This is a genomic window from Nocardioides sp. Leaf374 (assembly GCF_916862475.1).
In the GTDB taxonomy this organism is placed as follows: Bacteria; Actinomycetota; Actinomycetes; order Propionibacteriales; family Nocardioidaceae; genus Nocardioides; species Nocardioides kribbensis.
Genome location: NZ_CAKASO010000012.1, coordinates 39,082 through 64,244 on the forward strand (window position 1 = coordinate 39,082; position 25,163 = coordinate 64,244).

The 25,163-nt window shown below is 75.1% G+C and carries 23 protein-coding genes and 1 other RNA gene; 12 read left to right on the plus strand and 12 right to left on the minus strand.

Going from position 1 to position 25,163, the window contains the following annotated elements; all coding sequences use genetic code 11:
• Nucleotides 1-54: 54 nt before the first annotated feature.
• Nucleotides 55-2,103 (minus strand): NAD(+) synthase, encoded by a 2,049-nt coding sequence (locus tag LPA27_RS07960; RefSeq protein ID WP_228942110.1) that lies wholly within the window; start codon nucleotides 2,101-2,103, stop codon nucleotides 55-57.
• Between the two features lie 61 nt (nucleotides 2,104-2,164).
• Nucleotides 2,165-3,196: a UDP-glucose 4-epimerase GalE gene (gene galE / locus LPA27_RS07965; protein WP_056864283.1), complete on the minus strand. Its 1,032-nt coding sequence runs from the start codon at nucleotides 3,194-3,196 to the stop codon at nucleotides 2,165-2,167.
• A 62-nt stretch (nucleotides 3,197-3,258) separates the two neighbouring features.
• Between galE and LPA27_RS07970 the strand changes: the two genes are divergently transcribed.
• From LPA27_RS07970 to LPA27_RS07985, 4 genes are all read left to right on the plus strand, one after another.
• Nucleotides 3,259-3,777: a VOC family protein gene (locus tag LPA27_RS07970; RefSeq protein ID WP_228942111.1), complete on the plus strand. Its 519-nt coding sequence runs from the start codon at nucleotides 3,259-3,261 to the stop codon at nucleotides 3,775-3,777.
• Between the two features lie 132 nt (nucleotides 3,778-3,909).
• Nucleotides 3,910-4,833, plus strand: coding sequence for a 3-methyl-2-oxobutanoate hydroxymethyltransferase (gene panB, locus LPA27_RS07975; RefSeq protein WP_267477195.1), 924 nt, complete (start codon nucleotides 3,910-3,912; stop codon nucleotides 4,831-4,833).
• A gap of 357 nt (nucleotides 4,834-5,190) precedes the next feature.
• Entirely contained in the window at nucleotides 5,191-6,477 is a 1,287-nt protein-coding gene (locus tag LPA27_RS07980) for a PQQ-dependent sugar dehydrogenase (protein ID WP_228942112.1), read from the plus strand.
• A gap of 114 nt (nucleotides 6,478-6,591) precedes the next feature.
• A complete protein-coding gene (locus tag LPA27_RS07985; protein ID WP_228942113.1) occupies nucleotides 6,592-7,887 on the plus strand; it encodes a hemolysin family protein in 1,296 nt (431 codons plus the stop codon).
• A gap of 90 nt (nucleotides 7,888-7,977) precedes the next feature.
• On the opposite strand, the gene LPA27_RS07990 is transcribed toward LPA27_RS07985, so the two are convergent.
• Together LPA27_RS07990 and LPA27_RS07995 are read right to left on the minus strand one after the other, a co-directional pair.
• The gene (locus LPA27_RS07990; RefSeq protein WP_156697876.1) at nucleotides 7,978-8,202 is read right to left on the minus strand and encodes a hypothetical protein; all 225 of its coding nucleotides are present in this window, start codon (nucleotides 8,200-8,202) and stop codon (nucleotides 7,978-7,980) included.
• 89 nt (nucleotides 8,203-8,291) lie between these two features.
• On the minus strand, nucleotides 8,292-8,507 hold the full coding sequence (locus tag LPA27_RS07995; RefSeq protein ID WP_056864277.1) for a hypothetical protein: 216 nt from the start codon (nucleotides 8,505-8,507) through the stop codon (nucleotides 8,292-8,294).
• Between the two features lie 25 nt (nucleotides 8,508-8,532).
• Between LPA27_RS07995 and map the strand changes: the two genes are divergently transcribed.
• On the plus strand, nucleotides 8,533-9,396 hold the full coding sequence (map, locus tag LPA27_RS08000) for a type I methionyl aminopeptidase (protein ID WP_228942114.1): 864 nt from the start codon (nucleotides 8,533-8,535) through the stop codon (nucleotides 9,394-9,396).
• Here map and LPA27_RS08005 read toward each other — a convergent pair.
• The gene (locus tag LPA27_RS08005) at nucleotides 9,322-10,323 is read right to left on the minus strand and encodes an EamA family transporter (protein ID WP_082502854.1); all 1,002 of its coding nucleotides are present in this window, start codon (nucleotides 10,321-10,323) and stop codon (nucleotides 9,322-9,324) included. The genes map and LPA27_RS08005 overlap by 75 nt on opposite strands.
• A gap of 109 nt (nucleotides 10,324-10,432) precedes the next feature.
• Between LPA27_RS08005 and LPA27_RS08010 the strand changes: the two genes are divergently transcribed.
• The gene (locus tag LPA27_RS08010; protein ID WP_228942115.1) at nucleotides 10,433-11,509 is read left to right on the plus strand and encodes a LysR family transcriptional regulator; all 1,077 of its coding nucleotides are present in this window, start codon (nucleotides 10,433-10,435) and stop codon (nucleotides 11,507-11,509) included.
• A 51-nt stretch (nucleotides 11,510-11,560) separates the two neighbouring features.
• Here the strand turns inward: LPA27_RS08010 and LPA27_RS08015 are convergent, their stop codons facing one another.
• A complete protein-coding gene (locus LPA27_RS08015; protein WP_228942116.1) occupies nucleotides 11,561-11,998 on the minus strand; it encodes a tetratricopeptide repeat protein in 438 nt (145 codons plus the stop codon).
• Between the two features lie 28 nt (nucleotides 11,999-12,026).
• Here LPA27_RS08015 and rnpB point away from each other — a divergent pair.
• The 4 genes from rnpB to LPA27_RS08035 all read left to right on the plus strand — a co-directional run bounded on the left by rnpB (nucleotide 12,027) and on the right by LPA27_RS08035 (nucleotide 14,734).
• Nucleotides 12,027-12,425, plus strand: an RNA gene (gene rnpB / locus LPA27_RS08020) — RNase P RNA component class A.
• Nucleotides 12,426-12,492: 67 nt separating this feature from the next.
• Entirely contained in the window at nucleotides 12,493-13,086 is a 594-nt protein-coding gene (locus LPA27_RS08025; protein WP_228942117.1) for a GNAT family N-acetyltransferase, read from the plus strand.
• 115 nt (nucleotides 13,087-13,201) lie between these two features.
• Nucleotides 13,202-14,434, plus strand: a complete 1,233-nt coding sequence (locus tag LPA27_RS08030; protein ID WP_056903945.1) for a glucose-1-phosphate adenylyltransferase family protein — start codon at nucleotides 13,202-13,204, stop codon at nucleotides 14,432-14,434.
• Nucleotides 14,435-14,503: 69 nt separating this feature from the next.
• A complete protein-coding gene (locus LPA27_RS08035; RefSeq protein WP_056864272.1) occupies nucleotides 14,504-14,734 on the plus strand; it encodes a hypothetical protein in 231 nt (76 codons plus the stop codon).
• A 198-nt stretch (nucleotides 14,735-14,932) separates the two neighbouring features.
• On the opposite strand, the gene LPA27_RS08040 is transcribed toward LPA27_RS08035, so the two are convergent.
• Nucleotides 14,933-16,384 (minus strand): RNB domain-containing ribonuclease, encoded by a 1,452-nt coding sequence (locus LPA27_RS08040; protein ID WP_056903944.1) that lies wholly within the window; start codon nucleotides 16,382-16,384, stop codon nucleotides 14,933-14,935.
• 23 nt (nucleotides 16,385-16,407) lie between these two features.
• Between LPA27_RS08040 and yaaA the strand changes: the two genes are divergently transcribed.
• Nucleotides 16,408-17,181, plus strand: a complete 774-nt coding sequence (yaaA, locus tag LPA27_RS08045; RefSeq protein ID WP_228942118.1) for a peroxide stress protein YaaA — start codon at nucleotides 16,408-16,410, stop codon at nucleotides 17,179-17,181.
• A gap of 389 nt (nucleotides 17,182-17,570) precedes the next feature.
• Here the strand turns inward: yaaA and LPA27_RS08050 are convergent, their stop codons facing one another.
• The 4 genes from LPA27_RS08050 to LPA27_RS08065 form a co-directional block, all read right to left on the minus strand.
• A complete protein-coding gene (locus LPA27_RS08050) occupies nucleotides 17,571-18,545 on the minus strand; it encodes a hypothetical protein (RefSeq protein WP_228942119.1) in 975 nt (324 codons plus the stop codon).
• A 1,337-nt stretch (nucleotides 18,546-19,882) separates the two neighbouring features.
• On the minus strand, nucleotides 19,883-21,097 hold the full coding sequence (locus LPA27_RS08055; protein WP_228942120.1) for a bifunctional RNase H/acid phosphatase: 1,215 nt from the start codon (nucleotides 21,095-21,097) through the stop codon (nucleotides 19,883-19,885).
• A complete protein-coding gene (locus LPA27_RS08060) occupies nucleotides 21,094-21,891 on the minus strand; it encodes a zinc ribbon domain-containing protein (protein WP_228942139.1) in 798 nt (265 codons plus the stop codon). Before LPA27_RS08060 ends, LPA27_RS08055 begins: the two co-directional genes overlap by 4 nt.
• Nucleotides 21,834-22,988 carry a Nif3-like dinuclear metal center hexameric protein gene (locus LPA27_RS08065; RefSeq protein WP_228942121.1) on the minus strand — a complete coding sequence of 385 codons (1,155 nt, stop codon included), beginning with the start codon at nucleotides 22,986-22,988 and terminating at the stop codon, nucleotides 21,834-21,836. Before LPA27_RS08065 ends, LPA27_RS08060 begins: the two co-directional genes overlap by 58 nt.
• A gap of 73 nt (nucleotides 22,989-23,061) precedes the next feature.
• On the opposite strand from LPA27_RS08065, the gene LPA27_RS08070 reads away from it, so the two are divergent.
• The gene (locus LPA27_RS08070; RefSeq protein ID WP_228942122.1) at nucleotides 23,062-23,379 is read left to right on the plus strand and encodes an antibiotic biosynthesis monooxygenase family protein; all 318 of its coding nucleotides are present in this window, start codon (nucleotides 23,062-23,064) and stop codon (nucleotides 23,377-23,379) included.
• Nucleotides 23,380-23,395: 16 nt separating this feature from the next.
• Here LPA27_RS08070 and LPA27_RS08075 read toward each other — a convergent pair whose 3' ends face one another.
• The gene (locus LPA27_RS08075) at nucleotides 23,396-24,949 is read right to left on the minus strand and encodes an AMP-binding protein (protein ID WP_056903939.1); all 1,554 of its coding nucleotides are present in this window, start codon (nucleotides 24,947-24,949) and stop codon (nucleotides 23,396-23,398) included.
• Between the last annotated feature and the right edge of the window lie 214 nt (nucleotides 24,950-25,163).

Below are 25,163 nucleotides of genomic sequence, written 5' to 3' on the forward strand. Positions count from 1 at the left end.
GCTAAGGCCGGGCTAAGGTCGCGGCGCCGGCGCCCGGCGCTGCTGACGGGCCGCTCAGCGGGGGACGTGCGCCTCGATCTCGGCCAGCCACGCGGCGGCCGAGGCGTCGGAGGGCATGCGCCAGTCACCGCGCGGCGACATCGTGCCGCCGGCGCTGACCTTGGGTCCGTTGGGCAGTGCGGAGCGCTTGAACTGGCTGGCGAAGAAGCGGGTCACGAAGACCTCCAGCCAGTGCCGCACGGCGGGCAGGTCGTACGCCGCTCGCCGCTCGACCGGGTGCCCGGCGGGCCACTGACCGGCGTCGGCGTCGCGCCAGGCGTGCCACGCGAGGAACGCGATCCGGCTGGGGCGCATGCCCAGGCGCAGCACGTGGTGGAGGGTGAAGTCCTGGAGCGGGTAGGGGCCCACGGTGTCCTCGGTGGCCTGCGGCCGCTCGCCCTCGGTGGTCGGCACGAGCTCGGGGGTGATCTCCTGGAGCACGATCTCGCGCAGCAGGGCGTTGGTCTCCTCGTCGAACTGCTCGCTGTCGGCGACCCACCGGATGAGGTGCTGCACGAGGGTCTTGGGCACCCCGGCGTTGACGTTGTAGTGCGACATCTGGTCGCCGACGCCGTAGGTGCACCAGCCCAGCGCGAGCTCGGAGAGGTCGCCGGTGCCGACGACGATGCCGCGGCGGTGGTTGGCCAGGCGGAAGAGGTAGTCGTAGCGCAGCCCGGCCTGGACGTTCTCGAAGGTCACGTCGTAGGCGGGCGCACCGTCGCTGAAGGGGTGGTCGAGGTCGCGCAGCATCTGCTCGGCGGCCGGGCGGATGTCGAGCTCCTCGAAGGTGACGCCGAGGGAGGCGGCCAGCCGGGTGGCGTAGGACTTCGTGACGTCGCCGGTGGCGAAGCCCGGCATGGTGAAGGCGTGGATGTCGCTGCGCGGTCGCCCGAGGCGGTCCATGGCGCGCGCGGCCACGATGAGGGCGTGGGTGGAGTCGAGGCCGCCGCTGACGCCGATGACCGCCTTGGGCTGGCCGATCGCGGTGAGGCGCTGCTCGAGGCCGAAGACCTGGATGGCGTAGGCCTCGTAGCAGTCCTGCGCGAGGCGCGCCGGGTCGTTGGGCACGAAGGGGAAGCGGTCGACGGCGCGGCGCAGCCCGACGTCGCCGGTGGGCGGGTCGAGGGTGAAGGAGACGGTGCGGAAGGCCTCGACCCGCTCGGCGTGGGTGCGGCGGTTGTCGTCGAAGGTGCCCTGGCGCAGCCGCTCCTGGCGCAGCCGGTCGAGGTCGACGTCGGCCACGGTGCGCACGGGGCCCCGGGCGAAGCGCTCGCCCTCGGCCAGCAGGTCGCCGCACTCGTGCACGAGGGTCTGGCCGTCCCAGGACAGGTCGGTGCTCGACTCGCCCTGGCCGGCGGCGGCGTAGACGTAGGCCGCGGAGCAGCGCGCGCTGGCGCTGCGCACCAGCAGGTGGCGGTCCTCGGCACGGGCGACGGTGATCGGGCTGCCGGAGAGGTTGGCCAGGACCGTGGCACCGGCGAGGGCGGCCTCCGCGCTGGGCGGCACGGGCACCCACATGTCCTCGCAGACCTCGACGTGGAGGGTCAGCCCGCGCACGTCCTCGGCGGTGAAGAGCAGGTCGGGACCCAGCGGCACGTCGTGGCCGCCGAGGTGCAGCGTGGCGCCGCGCCGGTCGTCGCCGGGCGCGAAGTGGCGTCGCTCGTAGAACTCCCGGTAGGTCGGCAGGTGCGACTTGGGTGCCACGCCCAGGACCCGGCCGCGGTGGATCACCACGGCGCAGTTGAGCACGCGCGTGCCGTGCACCAGCGGGGCCCCGACCACGAGCACCGGCAGCAGGTCGACCGACCCGGCGCGCACGGTCTCGATCGCGTCCTCGACGGCCTCGAGGAGCACGTCCTGCAGCAGGAGGTCCTCGATGGAGTAGCCCGAGAGGCACAGCTCAGGGAAGACGGCCACGGCCACGGCGTCGTCGTGGCAGGCCCGGGCCTGCTCGAGCACCCGCGCGGCGTTGGTCGCCGGGTCGGCGATCGCGACGGGCACCGTGCAGGCCGCGACCCGAGCGAAGCCCTGGGCGTAGGCCGAGTAGAAGTCCACGGTGCCCATCCTAGGGATGCCCGCGCCGGCCTAGGGATGCCCGCGCCGGGGACCTCCCCGGCCGGACCGCTCAGCGCCGGGTGCCGTCGGGGAAGCCGTGCGGGTTGCGCGACTGCCAGTACCAGGTGTCGGCGCACATCTCGTCGACGGTGCGGGTGGCCTCCCAGCCCAGCTCCTCGCGGGCCCGGGTGGCGTCGGCCCACATGCGGGGCAGGTCGCCGGGGCGCCGGCCGACCACCTCGTAGGGCAGCTCGCGGCCCACGGCCCGCTCGAAGGCGTGGAAGAGCTCCATCACGCTGGTGCCGTGCCCGGTGCCGAGGTTGAAGGCGCGCGCGGGCTCGGCCATGTCGTCGAGGTGCTCCAGGGCGGCGACGTGGCCGGCGGCGAGGTCCATGACGTGGATGTAGTCGCGCTCGCAGGTGCCGTCGTCGGTGGGGTAGTCGTCGCCGAAGACCGAGAGCCGCTCGCGCCGGCCCACCGCGACCTGGGCGATGAACGGCATGAGGTTGTTCGGGATGCCCTGCGGGTCCTCGCCGAGGTCGCCCGAGGGATGGGCGCCCACGGGGTTGAAGTAGCGCAGCAGCGCCGTGCGCTGGCCCGGGGTCGCGGCCGCGACGTCGGAGAGCACGTGCTCGATCATCACCTTGGAGCGGCCGTAGGGGCTCAGGGCGCTGAGGTCGGCGTAGTCCTCGTGGAAGGGCAGGGGGGCCTTGTCGCCGTAGACGGTGGCCGAGGAGGAGAAGACGAGGCGGTGCACGTCGTGGCGGCGCATGGCCTCGACGAGGGAGAAGGTGGAGTCGAGGTTGTTGCGGTAGTACTCCAGCGGCTTCGCGACGCTCTCCCCCACGGCCTTGAAGCCGGCGAAGTGGATCACCGCGTCGATCTCCTCCACCGCGAAGAGGTGGGAGGTCTTGTCGACGTCGGTGAGGTCGATGGCGTGCAGCGGCACGTGGCGCCCGGAAAGCGCCTCGAGGCGGGCCACGACCGTGGGCTTGCTGTTGGAGAAGTCGTCGACCACCACGACGTCGTGGCCGGCCTCGATGAGGGCGAGGACGGTGTGGGACCCGATGTAGCCGGCACCGCCGGAGACCAAGACGCGCATGGGGAGGAACCTACCGAGGCCGGCGCCGATGACTTCCCCGCCCCGCCGTGGTCTGCCCCCGCATGAGCCTCAGCACAGGAGACAGGCCCGCCGGCAGCATCACCCCCTGCCTGTGGTTCGACCACGAGCTGGAGGAGGCGGCGTCCTTCTACACCGCGATCTTCCCCCGGTCCTCGGTCGGCCACCTGTCGCGGTACGGCGAGGGCGCCCCGATGCCCGCGGGCACGGTGATGGCCGGGGAGTTCACCCTCGACGGCCTCACCTTCCGCGCGATCAACGGCGGACCGCTCCACGCCGGCTTCACGCCGACGGTCTCCTTCAGCATCGCCTGCCGCGACCAGGCCGAGGTCGACCACTACTGGCGGCGCCTCGGCGACGGCGGGGAGGAGTCGCGGTGCGGGTGGCTGACCGACCGCTTCGGGCTGTCCTGGCAGGTCGTGCCCGACCGGCTCGGCGAGCTGCTCTCCGACCCCGACCCCGCACGGGCCGGAGCCGCGATGCAGGCCATGCTCGGCATGCGGCGCATCGTCGTGGCCGAGCTCGAGGCCGCGGCCGACGCGGCCGGCCGGCCCGTCAGCTGACGTCGGGCCGCGTCGGTGTGAGCACCACCACCCGCTCGCGCACCTGCCGCACGGCCATCTCGCGCCCCTAGCCTGGGAGCAGTCCGTGGACTCCATCCGGGAGCCGCGAGATCGCAGCCGAAGGAGCTCGTCATGAGCACGCCCAGCCCCGGGTCGCCCGACCCGTCCGTGCCGTCGTCCGCCGCGCCCGAGGAGCCCGCGCCCTACGGCACCGGCCCGGCCGCCCCTACCGCGCCCACCGCAGCCGCCGCACCCGCCCCGGCACGACGCGTGCGCACCCACCACCTGCGCGAGATGAAGCAGCGCGGGGAGCGGATCACGATGCTCACCGCCTACGACCAGTACTCCGCGCAGACCTTCGACGAGGCCGGCATCGACGTCCTGCTCATCGGCGACTCCGCCTCCAACAACGTGCTCGGCAACGAGACCTCGCTCCCGGTCACCGTCGACGAGCTGCTGCCGCTCACCCGCGCCGTGGCCCGCTCGGCGCGGCGCGCGATGGTGCTCGGCGACCTGCCCTTCGGCTCCTACCAGGGCTCGCCGCAGCAGGCCTACGACACCGCCGTGCGCTTCATGAAGGAGGGGGGCGCCCACGCCGTGAAGCTCGAGGGCGGAGCCGAGATGGCGCCCCAGATCGAGCTGCTCACCCGCGGCGGCGTGCCGGTGATGGCCCACATCGGCTTCACGCCCCAGAGCGAGCACACCCTCGGCGGCTACCGCGTGCAGGGCCGCGGCGACACCGCCGCCCGGGTGCTGGCCGACGCGCGGGCGGTCGAGGCCGCCGGTGCCTTCGCCGTGGTCATGGAGATGGTGCCCGGCGACGTCGCCGGCGAGGTCAGCCGTGCCCTGGGCATCCCCACGATCGGCATCGGGGCCGGCCCCGAGTGCGACGGCCAGGTGCTGGTGTGGCAGGACGCCCTGGGTCTGCGCACCGGGCGGATGCCGCGCTTCGTCAAGCAGTACGCCGACCTGCACGGCGTCATGCTCGACGCGGCCCGTGCCTACGCCGCTGACGTCAGGGGCGGCACCTTCCCCGGCCCCGAGCACACCTTCTGACGCGACCTCCGGGCAGCACGAGACAGCCCGCGCGCCGCTCCCCCCGGAACGTCGTGCGGGCTGTCCTCGTGTGTCCGACGACGGGGGCGCTGTGGCCCCCCAGCCACGTGGTCCCCCGGGAGCGCGCGACCCTCCGTCGCCTTCTCCGTCGGCAGCCGGTCCGTCCCCCCGGAAGGTCCGGCTGATGGGTAGAACACTACGGACGTCAGGCCCACGGCCGGTCCACGCAGCGGTGACACGACCCCACCGGTTCGGTAACACGACACCCGGCACCGCAGCGCCCGGCGGGCGCTCCTCCACACGAGATCCACCGATCGGGTGGATGCCTCCGGGCGGGTCGCGCCGTAGCGTGGCGCCATGGCCCCTCTCGGACTCCGCCGCCCCACCCGCCCCGCCGGCGGTCCCGCCCACCGTGGCGGCCGCCTGAGCGCGTGCGCCGCCGCCGTGCTCGCCGCCGCGCTCCTCGCCCCCGCGGCACCGACCGCCCAGGCGGCACAGGCGACGCCCGACGGCCAGGGCCCCACGGACTCCCGCACCGCGGCTCCCGGGAGCACCGCCGACCCACACCCCGCCCCCGTCACCGCACCCCGGGCCGTGCCGCGGCTGAGGGTGTCGCGGGTGGCCTCCGGTCTCGACCACCCGTGGGACGTGCGCTCCATCGGCGAGGGGCGGCTCCTGGTGACCCAGCGCGACCGCGCCGCGCTCACCGTGGTCGAGGGTGGCGAGACCCGCGACGTCGACTTCCCCTCCGACCAGGTGTGGGTCTCCGGGGAGACCGGCCTCATGGGCCTGGAGGTCGACCCCCGCTTCGCCGACAACGGGCGCTTCTACACCTGCCAGGGCGCCACGACCTCCGGCGGCGGCCACGACGTGCGCGTGGTCGCCTGGACCCTCGACGACGCCGCCACCACCGCGACCCGCGCCAAGGTGCTCCTCAAGGGCCTGCCCGCCTCCTCCGGGCGCCACGGCGGCTGCCGGCTCCTCGTCGCCCGCGACGGCTCGCTGCTCGTCGGCACGGGCGACGCCGCGGTCGGCACCAACCCCCGCGACCTGACCTCGCTGGGCGGCAAGACCCTGCGCCTCGACCGCCGCACGGGCGCCCCCTGGCCCGGCAACCCCTTCCCCGGTGCGAAGGTGCGCAGCAAGCGCTACGTCCACACCTACGGCCACCGCAACGTGCAGGGCCTGGCCCAGCGCGCCGACGGCAGCCTGTGGTCGGTGGAGCAGGGCAGCTTCCGCGACGACGAGGTCAACAAGCTCCGCAACGGCGGCGACTACGGCTGGCACCCCGTCCCCGGCTACGACGAGCAGGTGCCGATGACCGACCGGTCGCTGCCCGGCACCCAGGTCGCCGCCCGGTGGCGCTCGGGCCCCTCGACCGTCGCCACCTGCGGTGCCACCTTCGTGCGCGGGAAGCAGTGGGGCGCCCTGCGGGGTGCCCTCGCCGTGGCGGTGCTCAAGGACACCGAGGTGCTCTTCCTGACCTTCGACGCGCGGGGTGACCTGCGCAAGGTCCGCGCCCCCGCGGCGCTGAAGGAGCACGGCCGCATCCGCCAGGTCACCCAGGCCCCCGGCGGCGCGCTGCTGCTGACCACCGACAACGGCGACGGGAACGACATCGTGCTGCGGGTCACCCCGGCCTGACCGGACCTGGCCCGACCCCGGCCCGACCCCGGCCCGACCCCGGCCGCATCCGGATCACCCCTTGGGGCGATCAGGCACGCTCGGCACCACCTCGCCCCCGCACCAGGAGACCCGGTGGACCAACAGACCCTGATCAACGCAGCCCTCGTGCTGGCCTTCGTGCTCGTCGGAGGGGTGTTCGCCGGCACGGAGATCGCGCTGGTCTCCCTGCGCGAGAGCCAGGTCAGCGACTTCGAGAAGCGCGGCGGGCGCGCCGGACGCGTCGCCCACGTCGCGCGCCAGCCCAACCGCTTCCTCGCCGCCGTGCAGATCGGCGTGACCGTGGCCGGCTTCTTCTCCGCCGCCTACGGCGCCTCGACGCTCGCGCCCGACTTCGCGCCCTTCCTCGTCAGCGCGGGCCTGCCCGAGGCGGCGGCCGACACCGCCGCCCTGGTCCTGCTGACCCTCGTGGTGGCCTACGTCAGCCTCGTGCTGGGCGAGCTGGTGCCCAAGCGCATCGCGCTGCAGCGCTCCGCCGGCGTCGCCCTGGTCGTCGGGCCGCCGCTCGACCGCTTCGCCGACCTCATGCGCCCGGTGATCTGGCTGCTGTCGAAGTCGACCGACGCCGTGGTGCGCCTGGTCGGCGGGGACCCCCACGCGGCCTCGGAGGAGATGAGCGAGGACGAGCTGCGCTACATGGTCGACCAGCACGAGGGCCTCGGCGAGAGCGAGCGCCAGATCCTCGTCGACGTCTTCGACGCCGGCGACCGCACGCTGGTGGAGGTGATGCGGCCCCGCGCCGACGTGACGGTGCTGCGGGTCGAGGACACCGTGGCCCAGGCCTTCGCCACGATCCGCGACAACCCCTTCTCCCGCTACCCCGTCATCGGGCGCGACGTCGACGACGTGCGCGGCTTCGTGCACGTGCGCGACCTCTTCGGCGCCGACCCCGACGACCCCACCGACACCGTCGAGCAGCACCTGCGCGCGGTGACCCACCTGCCCGGCACCAACCGGGTGCTGCCCACCCTGACCTGGATGCGCAAGCAGCGGGCCCACCTCGCGGTCGTCGTCGACGAGTACGGCGGCACCGACGGCATCGTCACCCTCGAGGACCTGGTCGAGGAGCTGGTCGGCGAGATCGACGACGAGTACGACGACCCCGCGACCCACCAGCGCACCTCCGACGACGGCGAGGTCGACGCCGCGCTGACCATCGAGGAGTTCGCGACCCAGACCGGCGTGGAGCTGGCCGACGGACCCTACGAGACGGCCGCGGGCTACGTGCTGCACCGCCTCGGGCGCATCCCGGACGTCGGCGACGACCTCGCTGTCGGTGGGCACACCCTCGTCGTCACCGGCCGCGAGGGCGCGCGCCTGACCCGGTTGTCGGTGAAGCAGACCGAGCCCGAGCCCGAGCCCACCGCCTGAGCGCGGGGCACCGCGGTGCGGCGGTGGCGCTGCTGCCGTGGTGAGGGCGGCGGGGTGGGGGCGGCGTGGTGGGCCGGCGTGGTGGGGCGGCTAGTCTGCCCAGCCCCACCAGGCCGCCCCGGCGACGACCGTCGCGAAGAGCACCACGAAGCCGACCACCGGCACCCACGGCACCCAGCCGGGGTGCAGGCTCCACCAGGCCGCGGCCACCAGCAGCAGGAGGGCCCAGAAGGCCAGCAGCAGGGCCTGGCCCCACCACGGCGTGACCGGGCCGCTCGCGGCGTACAGGAAGAAGACCGCGGCCATGCCGGCCATGCCGACGAAGGGCCACGGGGAGGCGGCGTCCGCGCGGCGCGGCGGGCGACCGGGTCGGCCCCGCCCCCCGCCCCAGCCGGGGGCCACCGTCAGCGGGGGTCCCCGCCGGCGGCGGGGGCGTCGTCGTTCCAGTCCGGGTCGCCGTCCCAGTCCTCGTTGCGCTGGGCCGCCTTCTCCAGGGCCCGCTCGGCCTCGGCCCGCGTGGCGTAGGGGCCGAGCCGGTCCTTGCTGGGGCTCAGGTCCTCGGTGGTCTCCACCCGGTGGAGCTTGACGTTGAACCAGTACTCGCCGTCGCTGTCAGCCATGGGGGCGAAACTACACTTCACGCCCGTGACCCCTCCCGCAGCCGCCCCCGTGACCCCGGCCGCCGTCAGCCCGCGCCGCCCGGTGCCCGCCCACATCGTGCGCCCCGAGTACGTCGACCGTCCCGCCCCCGCTCCCTTCGAGGGCAGCGAGGTCAAGGACGCCGAGACCATCGAGCGCATGCGCGCGGCCTGCCGCCTGGCCGCGCAGGCACGCGAGACCGTCGGCGCGGCGGTGCAGCCGGGGGTCACCACCGACGAGCTCGACCGCCTCGGCCACGAGTTCCTGTGCGACCACGGCGCCTACCCCTCCACGCTCGGCTACCGCGGCTTCCCCAAGTCGCTGTGCTCCAGCGTCAACGAGATCGTCTGCCACGGCATCCCCGACAGCCGCGTGGTCGAGGACGGCGACATCGTCAACATCGACATCACCGCCTACCTCGACGGCGTGCACGGCGACACCAACGCCACCTTCCTCGCCGGCGACGTCGACGAGGAGTCGCGGCTGCTGGTCGAGCGCACCCGCGAGGCCCTCGACCGGGCGATCAGGGCGGTCAAGCCCGGCCGACGGCTCAACGTCATCGGCCGGGTGATCGAGACCTACGCCCGTCGCTTCGACTACGGCGTGGTCCGCGAGTTCACCGGCCACGGCATCGGCACCCACTTCCACTCCGGGCTCGTGGTGCCGCACTACGACGACCCGCACTACGACGACGTCATCAACGTGGGCATGACCTTCACCATCGAGCCCATGCTCAACCTCGGCACCCACGAGTGGACGATGTGGGACGACGGCTGGACGGTGGCCACCAAGGACCTACGGCGCTCGGCGCAGTTCGAGCACACCCTCCTCGTCACCGCCGACGGCGCCGAGGTCCTCACCCACCCCTGAGCCCGCCCCCGCCGCCGCACGCGAGCCCCGGCGCCGGCGCCACGCGTGGGGCAGCAGCACACCCCCCACCACGAGCACCCCGCCGAGCACCTCGGCCAGCGCGGGGGTCTCGCCCAGCACCAGCCACGCGGTCGTGATGCCGGTGACCGGCACCAGCATCGAGAAGGGCGCGACCGCGCTGGAGGGGTTGCGCCGCAGCAGCAGCGTCCACAGCCCGCTGCCGACCAGGGTGCCGACCACCACGGTGTAGAGCAGGCCGAGGTTGGCCGCGGCCGCCTCGGGCGCGGCGCCCGGACCCACGGCGGAGCCGAGCGACGCGAGGATCCGGTCCGGCCCCTCGACCAGGAGCGAGAGCGCCAGCATCGGCAGCGGCGGCACGACCGTCATCCACAGCATGAGCGCGAAGGGTGAGGCGCCCGCCGGCCCGGCCTGGGCCTGGGCCTGGCGCGAGGCGATGTTGCCCAGGGCCCAGCCCAGCGCCCCCAGCAGCACCAGCACCGTCGGCAGCAGCGAGACCGTCAGGCCGCGGTAGGCCGCGATCACCAGCAGCCCGGCCATGGCCACCGCGATGCCGACCCAGGTCGCGCGGGAGGGGCGCTCGCCCAGGCACGCCGCCGCGATCAGCACCGTGAAGGGCGCGGAGGCCTGGAGCACCAGCGAGGACAGCCCGACCGGCATGCCGGCGGCCATGCCGGCGTAGAGGAACACGAACTGGAGCACGCCGAAGCCCACGCCGTAGCCGACCAGCCAGCGCGCGGGCACCTGCGGGCGCCGCACCAGCAGCAGCGTGGGCACCGCGATCACGGCGAAGCGCAGCGCGACCAGGAACATCGGCGGGTAGTGCTCCAGGGAGGCGTGGATGGCCAGGAAGTTCACGCCCCAGCAGACCGAGACGAGCACGGCGAGCAGGGCGTCGCGGCGGGTCACCGGCGGTCCACCCGGAGCGGGACGTGCGTGAGAGTCATGCTCCCAGCCTGGGGCCACCCACCGTGAAGGTCCATGTCATCGTGCTGCAGCAACTGCGTAGTCTTCCTTCATGGACGTCCCGACCGGGCAAGCCCCGCCCCCGCGCCACCTCGACGTCCGGCGGCTGGGGCTGCTGCGCGACCTCGAGCGGCTCGGCACCGTCACCGCGGTGGCCCGGCGCGCCCACCTGACCCCCACGGCGGTCTCCCAGCAGCTCAAGACCCTGGAGCGCGAGGCCGGCGCCAGCCTGCTGCGCCGGGTCGGTCGCCGCGTCGAGCTCACCGACGCCGGCCGGGTGCTCTGCGAGGCCGCGGGCGAGGTCGAGCAGGCGCTCGAGCGCGTGCAGGCCCGGTGGGACGACTACCACGGCGAGGTGCGGGGCACCGTGCGGCTCAGCGTCTTCCCCACCGCCGCGCAGGGGCTGCTCCCCCACCTGCTCACCGCCCTCGCCCGCCACCCCGGTCTGGAGCTGGAGGTGGTCGAGGCCGACCTCCACGGCGACGAGTACGCCGCGCGCACCGACCTCGCCGACGTCGTCCTGGCCCACCGCGCGTCGGTCGACGGCCCGTGGTCGGGCGCGGTCTCGCAGGCCCTGTGGCGACGTCGCGGCGTGCGGGTGGTCGACCTGGTCGAGGAGCCGCTCGACGTGGGTGTGCCGCCCGGCCACCCCCTGGCCGGCACCACCCGGCCGGTCGAGGTCGAGGACGTGCGCGCCGAGACCTGGGTCGGGGTGCCGGCCGGCTGGCCCTTCGACCGGGCGCTGCTGGCGTGGTTCGCCGCCGCGGGCGCCCCGGCGCCGCAGGTGACGCACCGCTTCGCCGACCTGCGCACCCAGCAGGCGCTCGTGGGTGCCGGGCACGGCCTCGCCCTGCTCCCGCGCCACGCCGCCCGCCTGGGTGACACGGCCTCGGGAGCCGCCTCGGAGGCGGGTTCGGAGGCCGGCTCGGGGGCGGGCAGGCCGGTGCTGCTGCCCACCGCCGCGCCCGTGCAGACCCGGCGCATCGCCGCGCTCGCCCGCGCCGACCAGGCCGAGCGGGCCGCGGTGCGGGTGGTGCTGGAGGCGCTGCGCGAGGTGGCGCCGCGCTACTGCGGGCACGCCGCTGTCCCGACGGCCCCGACGGTCCGCGGCGACCGCGAGGGCGGCTGACCCACCCCGGGCCCCGAGGCCGGGTCAGGTCGGGGCCGGGTCAGGTCGGGGTCAGGTCAGGTCGTCGAAGGACCGCTCGCCGGCCTCGGCGAGGCGCCGCTCGACGCGGAGCACCGCGACCTCGTGCTCGGGGTCGCCCGACATCGCCGCGGCCAGCCGCAGGTGGGGCAGGGCGTCGGCGAGGCGGCTCTGCCGCTCCAGGGCGCGCCCCAGCGCGTGGCGCGCCCACAGGTCGTCGGGCTTGTCCTCCACCAGGCCGGCCAGCTCGGCCTCGGCCTTCGTCAGCTGGGCGCGCAGCAGGTACGCCCAGGCGCGCAGGGTCCGCAGCCCCGAGCTGGTCGGGTCGAGGGCGAGCGCGGGCTCGAGCACGGCGAGCGCCTCGGCCGGTGCGCGGCGCACGAGCAGGTCGTGGGCGACACGGTAGGCGGACTCCGCGCCGGTCTGGCCGGGGAACACGAGGGGCGGGGGCACCAGGTCGTCGGAGGACACGCCCCCACGGTACGTTCTCTCCTGCGGACGGGCTGGCCGGGCGACCGCGTCGTCTCCCTCGGGAGGCGCCGAGGAAGGTCCGGGCTCCACAGGGCGTGGTGGTGGGTAACGCCCACCCGGGGTGACCCGCGGGACAGTGCCACAGAGAACAGACCGCCGCCGAGGGCTCCGGCCCGAGGCGGTAAGGGTGAAACGGTGGTGCAAGAGACCACCAGCGCCCCGGGCGACCGGGGCGGCTAGGCAAACCCCACCTGGAGCAAGGTCAAGAAGTGCGGAGCCGCGAGGCCCCGCACGCGTGCACGTCTGAGGGTGACCCGCCCGAGTGCACGGGTAGACCGCTGGAGGCTGTCGGCAACGGCAGTCGTAGATGGATGGTCGCCGCCGGCGCGAGCCGGCACAGAACCCGGCCTACAGGCCAGCCCGTCCGCACTCCGGGGTCCGCTGCACCGCGCGTGCCCCTTCACCCCGGGACGCCGAGGTCCTAGGGTCGCGAGATGCCCGAGTTCACCTGGCTCCCGGCCCACCGCGCCTCCGCCGAGGACGTCGCGGCCGTGTTCGCGGCGGGCGGGGCGAGCAGGTGCCGCTGCCAGGGCCTGAAGGCGCCGGGCTGGATCTGGCGCGACACCACCCAGGAGCAGCGGGAGGCGGCGCTGGTCGCGCAGACCGCCTGCGGCACCGACGGCCCGACCTCCGGCCTCGTCGGCTACGTCGACGGCGAGCCCGCCGGCTGGGTCGCCGTCGAGCCGCGCGAGCACTACCCCCGCATCTGGAGCCGCAAGCAGCCGTGGATGCGTCAGGACCCCGAGCTGCCGGGCGTCTGGTCGGTGACCTGCTTCGTGGTGCGGTCGGGCTGGCGCAGGGCCGGTCTCACCTACGAGCTCGCCGCGGCCACCGTCGAGTACGGCGCGCAGGTCGGCGCCCACGTCCTCGAGGGCTACCCGATCGAGCCCGCCCCGGGGCGCACCGTCATCTGGGACGAGGCGTCGGTCGGGCTCCTGCAGGTCTTCCTCGAGGCCGGCTACGAGGTCGTCTCCTCCCCCACCCTGCGCCGCCGCGTGGTGCGGCACCGGCTGGCCGCCGGGGCCTGAGCCGAGCCCGCGCCTCGTCCGGGGCCGGAGCCCCGGGTCGGGGCGCGGCGCGCGTGGTGCCCGCACCACCCCGGGGGGCCTCGCGTGCGGGTCGGCGTCCGTGCTTGGGTGACCCATGACCAGACCCCGCGTGCTCGCGATCGTCCAGGCCGGTGGCGCCGGTGGGCGCATGGACGTGCTGACCCGGGAGCGCGCCAAGCCTGCGCTGCCAGTGGCCGGCGTCCTGCAGCTCGTCGACTTCCCGCTGTCCAACCTCACCCACAGCGGCATCAGCGACGTGTGGCTCTCGGTGCAGTTCCAGGGCGGCACGCTCGAGGAGGAGGTCGCCAACGGACGCCCGTGGGACCTCGACCGCACCCGCGGCGGCCTGCGGCTGCTCATGCCCGAGGAGGGCACCGGCAGCCTCGACGAGGAGGGCTTCGCGCGGGGCAACGCCGACGAGCTCTACCGGCTGCGCCACCAGATCACCGGCTTCGGCGCCGACGTCCTGCTGGTGATGAGCGCCGACCACGTCTACACCTACGACTACGCCGAGCTCGTCGCCGCCCACCTCGACCGCGGCGCCGAGTGCACCCTGCTCACCAGCGAGGTCGACCCCTCCGAGGCGGGCGACCACGGGGTCGTCGAGGCCGACGACGACGGCCTCGTCACCGGCTTCGCCTACAAGCCCGACGAGCCCGCGACCTCGGTGGTCTCGACCGAGGTCATCGCCTACGACCCGGTCGTGCTGGTGGAGGTGCTCGAGGAGCTGCACCGCGAGCTCGGCGCCGACAGCCCGGCCGGCGACTCCGGGCTCGACGACTTCGGCGACCACCTGGTGCCGCGGCTGGTGGAGCGGGGCCGCACCCGGGCGCTGGCCCTCGACGGCTACTGGCGCGACCTGGGCGAGCCCCACAAGTACCTGCGCACCCACCACGACCTGCTCCTCGACGACCAAGGGGTGCTGGGTCGCGCCGACTGGCCGATCCTCACCCGCCAGCCGCAGCGCTCGCCGGCGCGGCTGCGCGACGGCGCCGACGTCGTCGACAGCCTCGTCTCCCCGGGCTGCCAGGTCGCGGGGTCGGTGCACCGCAGCGTGCTGGGGCCCGGGGTGGTCGTCGAGGAGGGCGCGATCGTCACCGACAGCGTGCTCTTCGCCGACTCCGTGGTCGGTGCCCGCAGCGCCGTGCACGACGCCGTCGTCGACGTGCGCTGCCGCGTGGGCGTCGGCGCCATGGTCGGTGCGCCCCGCGAGACGGCCTCGCGGCCCGACCCCGAGCACGTCGTGCTGCTCGGCCGTGAGTGCACGGTCGGCGAGGGCGTGGTGCTCGAGCCCGGTGCGCGGCTGGAGCCCGGCACCACCGCCTGAGCGCACCGCCCCGACATACGTCACACTGCTCACCTGCCGCCGACCGGCGGCGCCGACGGAAGGAACCCCATGGCCACCTACGACGCCGACCTGCAGGCCGCGGTCGACTCCACCTCGGTCGCCTACGCGACCGGCCAGACCGAGCTGCTCGACTACCTGCGCGGCGAGCTGGCCCAGCGCGACATCGAGACCTCCGACGAGGACTGGCTGCACCGCATGGTCGAGGGCATCAAGGCCGACCGCGGCTTCATGATCGACAGCGAGCCGTCGGACTACGAGCGCCCGCGCCGCGACACCTGAGCCCCGTCGGGACGCTTCTGACCGGGTCCCCGGCCAGAAATGTCCGATCGGAGGAGTGATCGCCCCCGCGCGCTGGGGAGAGTAGGACCCACGGCCCCCCGGGTGGCTGCGACGCGGCTCGCGTTCCCCCCGGCACGAGACGCGGCAGACCCGGGGGCCGGCCTACCTCGCCCCACGACGCTCCCGCGGCGGCAGCGCTCACTCCACCAGCGCGAACCCGACCCTCCCGGTCGTCACGTCGGCGCTCTCCAGCCTGACCCGTACGTCGGCCCCGAGCGGCAGCTCGCCCGCCGCCGTGACCGTGGCCTCCACGGCGGGGTCGGCCACCACGACGGTGCCCCGGTGGCCCTCGTCGTCGACCGAGACGACCACGCCGGCCATCTCCTCGCCCACGCGCCCGGCCAGCACCCCGGCCTCCACCAGGTCGAGCACCGCCCGCTCGTAGCGACCGGCCAGCTGGCCCGAGCGCTGCAGCGTGCGCGGCAGCTCGTGGAGCTCGGCCAGCACCCACGCGGGCACGTCCTCCCCCGCGCACAGCGCGACGCACACCTCCCCGGCGTACCGGTCGCCCAAGCGGCGCAGCGGCGCCGTGACGTGGGCGTACTCCGAGGCCAGCGCGGCGTGCTGCGGGTCGGCCGGCACCTCGCCGTCGAAGCCGACGTAGCCGCTGCCGCGCAGCAGCCGGGTGCAGGCCACGACCATCGCGGCGTGCGCGGGCAGCGACGGGTCGAGGGAGCGGACGAAGTCGGGGTAGAGCTGCTCGGCGGGCCACTCGACGCCCAGCGCGCGGGCGGTGCGGTGCAGCCGCTGCACGTCGCGCGGGTCCGGCGGCGGCAGGGTGCGCAGCAGGCCGACGCGGCCGTAGACCATGAGCGCGGCGGCTGCGAAGCCGGTGAGCAGGGAGAGCTGGGCGTTCCACTCCTCCACCGGCAGCTGCCGGCGGAACTCGAGGTGCCAGGTCTCGCCGTCGACGTCGACCTCCTGCTCGGGCAGCGGCAGCGACACCCCGCCGCGCGCGGCCTCGCGCGCCAGGCGGATCGGCCCGAGCTCGGCCAGGACCCGCAGCGAGTCGGCCGCGCTGCCGTCGTCGATCGCGGCCTGGGCCTGCTCGTAGGACAGCTGGGCGGTCGAGCGCACCCGGGCCCGCTCGACCACGACGTCGGTGCGCTCGCCCTCGGCGCTCAGGGTGATCGTCCACAGCAGCGCGGGCCGCACCTGCCCCGGCAGCAGGGAGGCGGCGTCCTCGCTGAGCACCCGCGGGTGCAGCGGCACCTTCGCGTCGGCGGCGTAGAGGGTCTCGCCGCGGCGGTGGGCCTCGACGTCCACGGGGTCGCCGGGGGTCACGAAGGCCGCGACGTCGGCGATCGCGTAGTGCACGACGAAGCCGCCGTCGTCGCTGCGCTCGAGGTGCAGCGCCTGGTCGAGGTCGCGCGCGCCCTCGGGGTCGATGGTCAGCAGCGGCAGGTCGGTGCGGTCGAGGTCGGGCAGCCGGGGCGCAGCGGCCGCGCGCGCGGCGGCCTCCTCGACCTCGGCCGGGAAGGCCTCGGTGACCTCCAGCTCCTCGCGGATGCGGTCGATCCCGGCGCGCAGCCGGGTCGCGGCCACCCCGTCGTCGGAGGAGCGGACCCGGACCACGCGGTTGCTGGGCATGCAGGCACCATAGCGACGTGCTGATGCTGCTGCCCCCCAGCGAGGGCAAGACCGCGCCGCGGCGTGGCAAGCCCCTCGACCTCGGGTCCCTCTCCTCCCCCTCGCTCACCCCCGCCCGAGAGCGCGTCGTCGACGCACTGGTCGCCCTGTGCGAGGGCGATCCCGAGGCTGCGGCCCGCACCCTCGACGTCGGCTCCACCCAGCTCGACCTCGTCGACCTCGACCGGCGCCTGCGCGAGAGCCCCACGGCGCGCGCCGACCAGGTCTACGCCGGGGTCGTCTACGACGCGCTCGACGCCGCCACCCTCTCCCCCGCCGCCCGGCGCCGCGCCGCCACCCGGCTCGCGGTCGTCTCCAGCGTCTTCGGCCTGGTGCGGCCCGCCGACCGGATCCCCGCCTACCGGCTCTCCGGCGGCACCTCGCTGCCCGGTCTCGGCCCCGTCGCCGGGGTGTGGCGCGAGGCGCTGGGCCCGGCCGTGCTCGACGCCGTCGGCGACGGCCTGCTCGTCGACCTGCGCTCCTCGACGTACGCCGCCTTCTGGCGCCCCTCGCCCGAGGAGGCGCGCCGCGTGGCCACCGTGCGCGTGCTCCACGAGGTCGACGGGGTGCGCAAGGTGGTCAGCCACTTCAACAAGGCCACCAAGGGCCGCCTCGTGCGCGGGCTGCTCGAGGACGGCGCCAACCCCCGCACCCCGGCGCGGCTCGCCGAGGCGCTGCACGACCTCGGCTGGACCGTCGAGGTCGGCGCCCCCGGCCCCCAGGGCACCCGCCTCGACGTGGTCGTCGCCGCCCTCTGACCGGCCGCGAGCTCACCGGGGCCCCGTGCCGCTGCGCCGGGAGACCGTGGGGCTCGCCCGTCGCCCCCTGCGTCCAGGGCTCACGGTCACGCGTGCGGTCGGCACCGTGCACGGTGCGGCTCGCACGGCGCTCCGCCGGTGATCGCACGGCGCTCGGTCGGCGCTCGGTCGGATGCCGACGGAGTGCTCGGCAGCGAGCCCGACTGGTCACCCGACGGAGCACTCGGCGCCGAGCCCGACCGGCGAGGGCGCCAGCCGCTCGGCAGCGAGGTCGAGCGGCGAGGGCGCCAGCCGCTCGGCAGCAAGGTCGGCCGGTCACCCGACCGGGGCGCACGCCAGCAAGGTCGACCAGCCACCCGACCGGGGCGCACGGCAGCAAGGTCGACCGGTCACCCGACGGGGCGCACGGCAGCGCGCCCGACCGGCGAGCTCGCCAGCCGCTCGACGAGTCGCTGGCGTCCCGCGGGGGTGAAGCAGGACGCCCGCAGCAGCGCGGTCCACGCGCGCACCGTCGCCGGGTCGTGCTCGCGCCCCAGGGCCAGGTCGACGTCCCGCACCACGGCGCCAGGCCGCGCGACGAGGTCGCCCGAGGTGTAGGCGCGGCGCGACCACCCGGCGCGGGCCAGGCGGCGGTCGCGCCGCAGGTCGTCGGCGTGCTGGGGCGCCTCGCGGTGGTGGGCTCCGTCGTACTCGTGCAGCACCGTCGTGCCGACCAGCCACAGGTCGCCGCGGGCGACCAGGCCGGAGTCGTCGCGCACCTCGTGCTGGCTCGCGACCTCGGCCCCGCACACGTGGTGCAGCACCCGCAGCACGCTCTCCCACGCCGACTCCGCCCCGGCGTCGGCCAGCGCGGCGGCGCGACGCAGCGCCGGGAGGCCCCGGCGCCCGGTCAGGTCCGCGAGCCCGTCGAGGCAAGAGGCGTCCTCGCGCAGCGCAGCGTCGACGAGGACCACCAGGTCCAGCAGCGCGAGGTCGCACGCGCACGCCAGGAGGACGTCGAGCGCGGGCGCCACCCTCAGCCCCCGCACGGCCTCGACCCGCGGCCGCGCCAGGCGGATCGTGCGCAGCCCGGGGCGGGCCGGACGTACGCCACCCCGGCCCATGCAGACCAGCACCGGCAGGCCGGCGGGGAGCGGCGGCAGGGACCAGCCCCGCGCCGCGGCGCCGGTGAGATGGGTCAGCCCGCCCGACGGCGGCACCAGCAGCAGCCACGCGGCCAGCTCCTCGTCGTCCCCGGCCGACACCGGCACGTGCACGCCGTGCGCCACCTGACGCCACCCGACGCCGCGCCGGCGCCCCCGCACGGCCCCGGCGTCGGGCTCGTGGGGGCCGTCGGGTGCGGGACCGCTCGCGAGGCTGGACATCCCCGGATCCTGCCCACTCCGAGCCCGTCGTCCCCGTCCACGGCGGCACCCTGTGGACGAGCACCCGGACGTGGCGTCGTACGACGAGCCCACGCCCCTGCGACCCGTCGCCTGCCGCCACTTCACCACGCCCCACCGACCTGGCACGTACCGCCAGGTCCCCACGGGCCATCAACCTGCTGGCGGTGGCCACCACCAGCCACCCGGCGGTGCGACCCGCAGCAGGAACCGGCCCGCACCGCCGACACCCAGACGATGTCCGACCCGGCGGACCCGCCCACTCAGAAGTGGCGGCGAACGACAAGCCCACGCCCCTCCGACCTGCCGTCTGCCGCCACTTCCCGCGGGCCCCCGACCTGGCGTGTTCTGCCAGGTCCCCACGGGCCATCAACCCGGTGGCGGCGGCCACGACCAGCCACCAGGGGCCGAGACCCGCAGCAGGTACCGGCCGGCACCGCCGAGACCCGGACGACATCCGACCCGGCAGCCGCGCCCACTCAGAAGTAGCGGCAAACTACAAGCCCACGCCCCTCCGACCTGCCGTCTGCCGCCACTTCCCCACGCTGCCGATCCGGCAACGGCGGCGACCACCACGACCCACCCGGGGCCGCGACCCGCGGCAGCACGCGGCCCACACCGCCGCGACCCGCAGCAGGAACCGGCCCGCACCGCCGACACCCAGACGACATCCGACCCGGCAGCCCCGCCCACTCAGAAGTGGCGGCAAACGACAAGCCCACGACCCTCCGACCTGCCGTCTGCCGCCACTTCCCCGCACGCTGCCGACCCCGCAACGGCGGCGGCCACCACCAGCCACCAGGGGCCAAGACCCGCAGCAGCACGCGGCCCGCACCGCCGACACCCAGACGACATCCGACCCGGCAGCCCCGCCCACTCAGAAGTGGCGGCAAACGACAGGCCCACGACCCTCCGACCGGTCGTCTGCCGCCACTTCCCGCACGCCGCCGACGCGGCAACAGCGACCACCACCAGCCACCCGGGGCCGCGACCCGCAGCAGGAGCCGGCCCGCACCGCCGAGACCCATACGACGTGCGACCCGGCAGCCCCGCCCACTCGGAAGTGGCGGCAAACGACAGGCCCACGACCCTCCGACCTGTCGTTTGCCGCCACTTCCCGCACGCCGCCGATCCGGCAACGTCGGCGACCCACCACCACCCACCCGGGGCCGAGACGCCCGGGCAGAAGCTCGGCCCGCCGCACCAACACGCCCTCGACGGCCGACCCCGGCGCCGGCCGCCCAGCAGAGGCGGCAGACGACCGGCCCACCGCCCACCGGCCCACCGCCCGCGGCAGCCCGCGGAGTCTGCGCCGCCGGCTACCAGCGACCGGGGTCGAGGCTGGCCTGGTCGCCGGGGGGCAGGGCGTTGTAGAGCCGCATCGAGCCGCGGGGGGCGGAGGGCTCGTCACCGGGGTAGAACGACAGCACCGAGATCGACGCCGGCGAGAGCTCCATGCGGAAGACCGCGCCGAGGGGCGCGTCGACGGCGTGCGCGACCAGCGTCTTGATCGGCGTCACGTGGCTGACCACCACCACGGTGCGCCCGGCGTGCTGCTCCAGCACCCGACCGAGACCGGCGAGCACCCGCTCCTGCACCACGGCGAAGGACTCCCCGCCGGGCGGCGGCACGTCGAGCGAGCCGAGCCAGGCGTCGAGACCGGCCTGGTCGCGCTCGGCGACCTCGGCGAAGGTCAGGCCGTCCCAGGCGCCGAACTCCATCTCCGCGAAGCCGGCCTCGGTCTCGACCGGGAGGCCGAGCCGCTCGGCGACGATCGCGGCCGACTCCCGGGTGCGGCGCACCGGCGAGGCGACGACGGCGTCGACCCGGTCGCCGAGCCCGCTCAGCCAGTCGGCGGCGGCGCGCACCTGGGCGCGGCCCTCCTCGCTCAGCCCGGGGTTGTCGCCGCCGAGACCGCCGGAGAATCGCTTGGCCGCGGTGTGCGGGGTGACGCCGTGGCGCAGCAGCACCAGGGTCGTCGGCGGGCCGCCGGGGCCCGACCAGCCGCGCGCGGGCGCCGAGCGCTCGACCTCCTCCACCAGCGACTCGTCGTGCTCCTGGGCCGGCGCACCCGCCCCGGCGTACCCCGGAGCCACGGTGACGCCGTCGCGCCGACCGTCGAGCGCCTCGTTGGCGAGCCGGTCGGCGTGGGCGTTCTGCGCCCGCGGCACCCAGGTGTACGTCGTGCCCGCCGGTGCCAGCGTCCTCGCCTCGGCCGCCAGCGGCACCATGTCGGGGTGCTTGATCTTCCAGCGCCCCGACATCTGCTCGACGACCAGCTTGGAGTCCATCCGCGCCTCGACGGTGGCGCCGGGCGCGAGGTCGCGGGCGAGGCGGAGTCCGGCGATCAGGCCGGAGTACTCCGCGACGTTGTTGGTCGCCACCCCCAGGCGCGCGGCGTCCTCGGCGACGACCTCGCCCGTGTCGGTGTCGGTGAGCACGGCACCGTAGGCCGCCGGCCCGGGGTTGCCCCGCGAGCCCCCGTCGGCCTGCACGACCACCCGGCGGGGCGCCGGCGTGGGAGCAGCGGTCACAGGCCCGACTCGGCGGTGCGCACGAGGATGCGCGAGCACTCCTCGCAGCGCACGACGGTGTCGGCCGGGGTGGAGCGGATGACGGCGATCTCGGCGTTGTCGATGCCCAGCTGGCAGCCGGTGCAGCGGCGCTGGTGCAGCCGTGCGGCGCCCACGCCGCCCTTCTGGGCGCGCAGCTTCTCGTAGAGCGCCAGGAGGTCCTCGGGCAGGCCCTCGACCGACGGGCCGCGCTGGGCCTCGACGTCGACGAGCTGGGTGTCGATGACCCCGGCCTTCTCGTCACGCGCCTCGGTGAGCGTGGCCAGGCGCGTGTCGATGGTCTCGACCTGGGCGGTGAGCGAGTCGAGGGTCGCCTGGGCCTGCTCGAGGCGCTCCATGACCTCCAGCTCGTCGTCCTCGAGGCTGGCGATGCGGCGCTCGAGGGAGGTGAGCTCGTGACCCATGCGCTCGAGGTCCTTGGGGTTGGTGATGAGCCCCTGGTCCATCCGGTCGCGGTCGCGGGTGCGGCGGGCCTTGACCTGCTCGACGTCGGCGTCGACCTTGGCCTGCTCGGCCTGCAGGTCGTCGACCACGATCCGTGCGTCGCGGGCCTGGTCGTCGAGCTGCTTGCGCTGCGTGGTGAGGTCGGCGATCTCGGCCAGCTCGGGCAGGTGCGAGCGCAGGTGGCGCAGCTGGTCGGCGCGGGCGTCGAGCTCCTGGAGGTCGAGGAGCTTCAGCTGGGCGGACGGGTCGGCTTTCAGGGGGTGCTCCTGGTGTCGGGACGCTCCGTGCGGAACGTCCAGGGGTCGGTCGATCGCGTGCTGACGCGGGTCTCCACCGTATCGCCCAGCGCCGCGCGCAGACGCTTCTCCAGCACCGGCAGCCAGGTCCACTCCGCGGCCCAGTGGGCCACGTCGACCAGGGCCGGGCCGTCGTGCTCGAGGAACTCCCCGGCCGGGTGGTGGCGCAGGTCGCTGGTGACGTAGACGTCGGCGTCGCTGTCGCGCACCCGGTCGAGCAGGAAGTCGCCGGCCCCGCCGCACAGCGCGACGCGGCGTACGACGCGGTCGGGGTCGCCGGCGACCCGCACGCCCTGGGCCGTGGCCGGCAGGGCCCGGGCGACCACGTCGGCGAAGTCGCGCAGCGTCGTCTCGGCCACCGTGCCGATCCGGCCGGTGCCGGTGAGACCGACGCCGGCGTCGACGATCTCGGCGACGTCGTAGGCGACCTCCTCGTAGGGGTGCACGGCGAGCATCGCCCCGACCACCTCGGCGCGGCGGCTGCGGGGCATGACGACCTCGATGTTGACCTCGGAGGTCACCTCGAACTGGCCCACGGTGCCGATGGCCGGGCGCGCGCCGGGCAGCGGCCGGAAGCGCCCCTCGCCCACGGAGGAGAACGACGCGTGCTCGTAGGCCCCCACCGACCCGGCGCCGGCCTCCGCCAGCGCGGCGCGCACACGGTCGGCGTCGGCGGCCGGCACGTAGACGGTGAGCTTGTCCAGCGGGGCGGCGGGCGCGGGCAGGACCGGGCGCAGGTCCTCCAGGCCCAGCGCGAGCGCCATCGCCTCCGAGACCCCGCCCGCGGCCTGATCGGCGTTGGTGTGGGCGGCCAGCAGGGCGCAGCCGCCCCGGGTCAGGGTCATCAGCGTGCGCCCCTTGGGCGTCTCGGTGGTGAAGCCGTGTACGCCCCGGAGGAAGAGCGGGTGGTGCACGACCAGGAGGTCGGCGCCCCAGGCGACGGCGTCCTGCGCCACCTCGAGCGTCGCGTCGACGGCCAGCATCACCCGGGCCACGGGCTGCGCGGTGTCACCGTGCACGAGCCCGACACGGTCCCAGTCGTCGGCCGTGGCCGGCGGGTACCACCCGTGGAGCAGGTCGACGACGTCGCGCAGGGAGAGGGGCGAGGGCATGGGCGGGAGGCTATCCGGCGTTCGCCCGGTGACGGGCATCCGACTCCTGTGCGACCGGTCCTAGGCTGGGCGCATGCCCGTCGTGAAGATCAACGCCATCTCCGTGCCGCCGCAGGCCGGTGCCGAGCTCGAGACGCGCTTCGGGGCGGCCGCCCACCGCATGGACGGCACGCCCGGCTTCCTCGGCTTCCAGCTGCTGCGCCCCGTCGCCGGGGAGTCCCGCTACTTCGTGGTCACCCACTGGGCCGACGACGAGGCCTTCTCCGCCTGGCGCGAGGGCCAGGCCGGCGCCGTGCACGGGGGCGAGGGCGGCGAGCGCCGCGACCCCGTCTCCTCGGGCGCCGACCTGCTGGAGTTCGAGGTCGTCCTGGACGTCGCCGCCTCGTCCTGACCCGCCGGCCGAGCCCTCAGTTGACCTGGCGGTCGCGACCCTCCCAGTACGGCGCGCGCAGCTTGAACTTCTGCAGCTTGCCCGTCGCGGTGCGGGCCAGCTCGTCGCGGAACTCGATCGACGTCGGGGCCTTGTAGCCGGCCGCCTTGTCCTTGCACCACGCGATCAGCTCGGCCTCGGTGGCCTCGCCGCCGGGGGCGAGCACCACCAGCGCCTTGATCGTCTCGCCCCACTTCTCGCTGGGCACGCCGATGACGGCGACCTCGGAGACCGCGGGGTGGGAGAAGAGCACGTCCTCGACCTCGATCGAGGAGACGTTCTCGCCGCCGGTGATGATGACGTCCTTCTTGCGGTCGCTGATGGTGAGGTAGCCGTCCTCGCCGATGACACCGCCGTCACCGGTGTGGAACCAGTCGCCCGCCAGCGCCCTCGCCGACTCCTCGGGCTGCTCCCAGTAGCCCTCGAGCACGACGTTGGAGCGGGCCAGCACCTCCCCGGCCCCCTCCTCGGAGTCGTCGATGCGCAGGGTGACCCCGAGCGCGGGTGCGCCGGCGCGGGTCAGCAGACCGGCGCGCTCCTCCGTGCCGAGGTGGTCCCACTCGGCGCGCGAGCGGTTGACGGTGAGCAGCGGCGAGGTCTCGGTGAGGCCGTAGATCTGGATGAACTCCCAGCCCAGCTCCTCCTCGACCCGGGCGACGGTCTTCGTCGGCGGAGGCGCGCCGGCCATGATGATGCGCACCTTGTCGCGCCCGGGGATCTCGCCCTCCCAGTCCTGGGCGGCCTCCAGCACGGCGGCGGCCACGGCCGGGGCCGCGCACATCACCGTGACGCCGTGCTCCTCGACGCGCCGCAGGATCTCCGCGCCGTCGATCTTGCGGATCACGACCTGCTTGATGCCCAGGCCGGTGGTGGCGAAGGGCATGCCCCAGCCGTTGGCGTGGAACATCGGCAGCGTGTGGAGGTAGACGTCGCGGTCGCTGAGCGTGACGTGCATGGCGAACGTGACGGCGTTGGTCCAGATGTTGCGGTGCGTGATCTGCACGCCCTTGGGTCGCGCGGTCGTGCCCGAGGTGTAGTTGATGCAGGCCGTGGCGTTCTCGTCGTGCTCCCACGCCCGCGGCTCGGCGCCCTCGGGGGCGTAGAGGTCCTCGTCGTCGCCGAGCACGAAGCGGTGCTCCGCGGTCACCTCGCGCAGCGCCTCGTCGAGCTCGGGGTCGACGTAGAGCACCCGCGCCCCGGAGTGCTCGACGATGTACTTCACCTCGTCGGGGCGCAGCCGGAAGTTCACCGGCACCAGCACGCGACCCGATCCGGCGACGCCGAAGAACGACGTGAGCAGCCGCGAGCTGTTGTGGCTCACCACCGCGACCCGGTCGCCCACGCCGATGCCGAGCTCGTCGAGCCTCGCGGCCTGCCGGCGGGCCAGGGCGGCCATCTCGCCGTAGGTGAGGCGGCCCTCGTCCCCCAGCGGGGTCGCGGGCTGCTGCGGCTCGTCGACGGCGCCGACGCGGTCGGCGTACACCCCCTCGGCACGCTCGATGAAGTCGGCAACGCTGAACGGGACGAACATCGGACCTCCTGGCTGGTCGCCCGGCGGCACGCCGGGCGGACGAGTCTCCTGGACCCTCCTGGACGGGGAGTGACGCGGGCCACTCTAGTGAGACGAGGTCGGCTCGCCGTTGGCCCGACGCGCCGAGCGCGACGAGCGGTCGCTCCCCCGCGCCCGGTGGTCGTGCCGGAAGCAGGGCGCCGGACCGGTGGCCGGGGCTGTGGCCGGTGCGGTG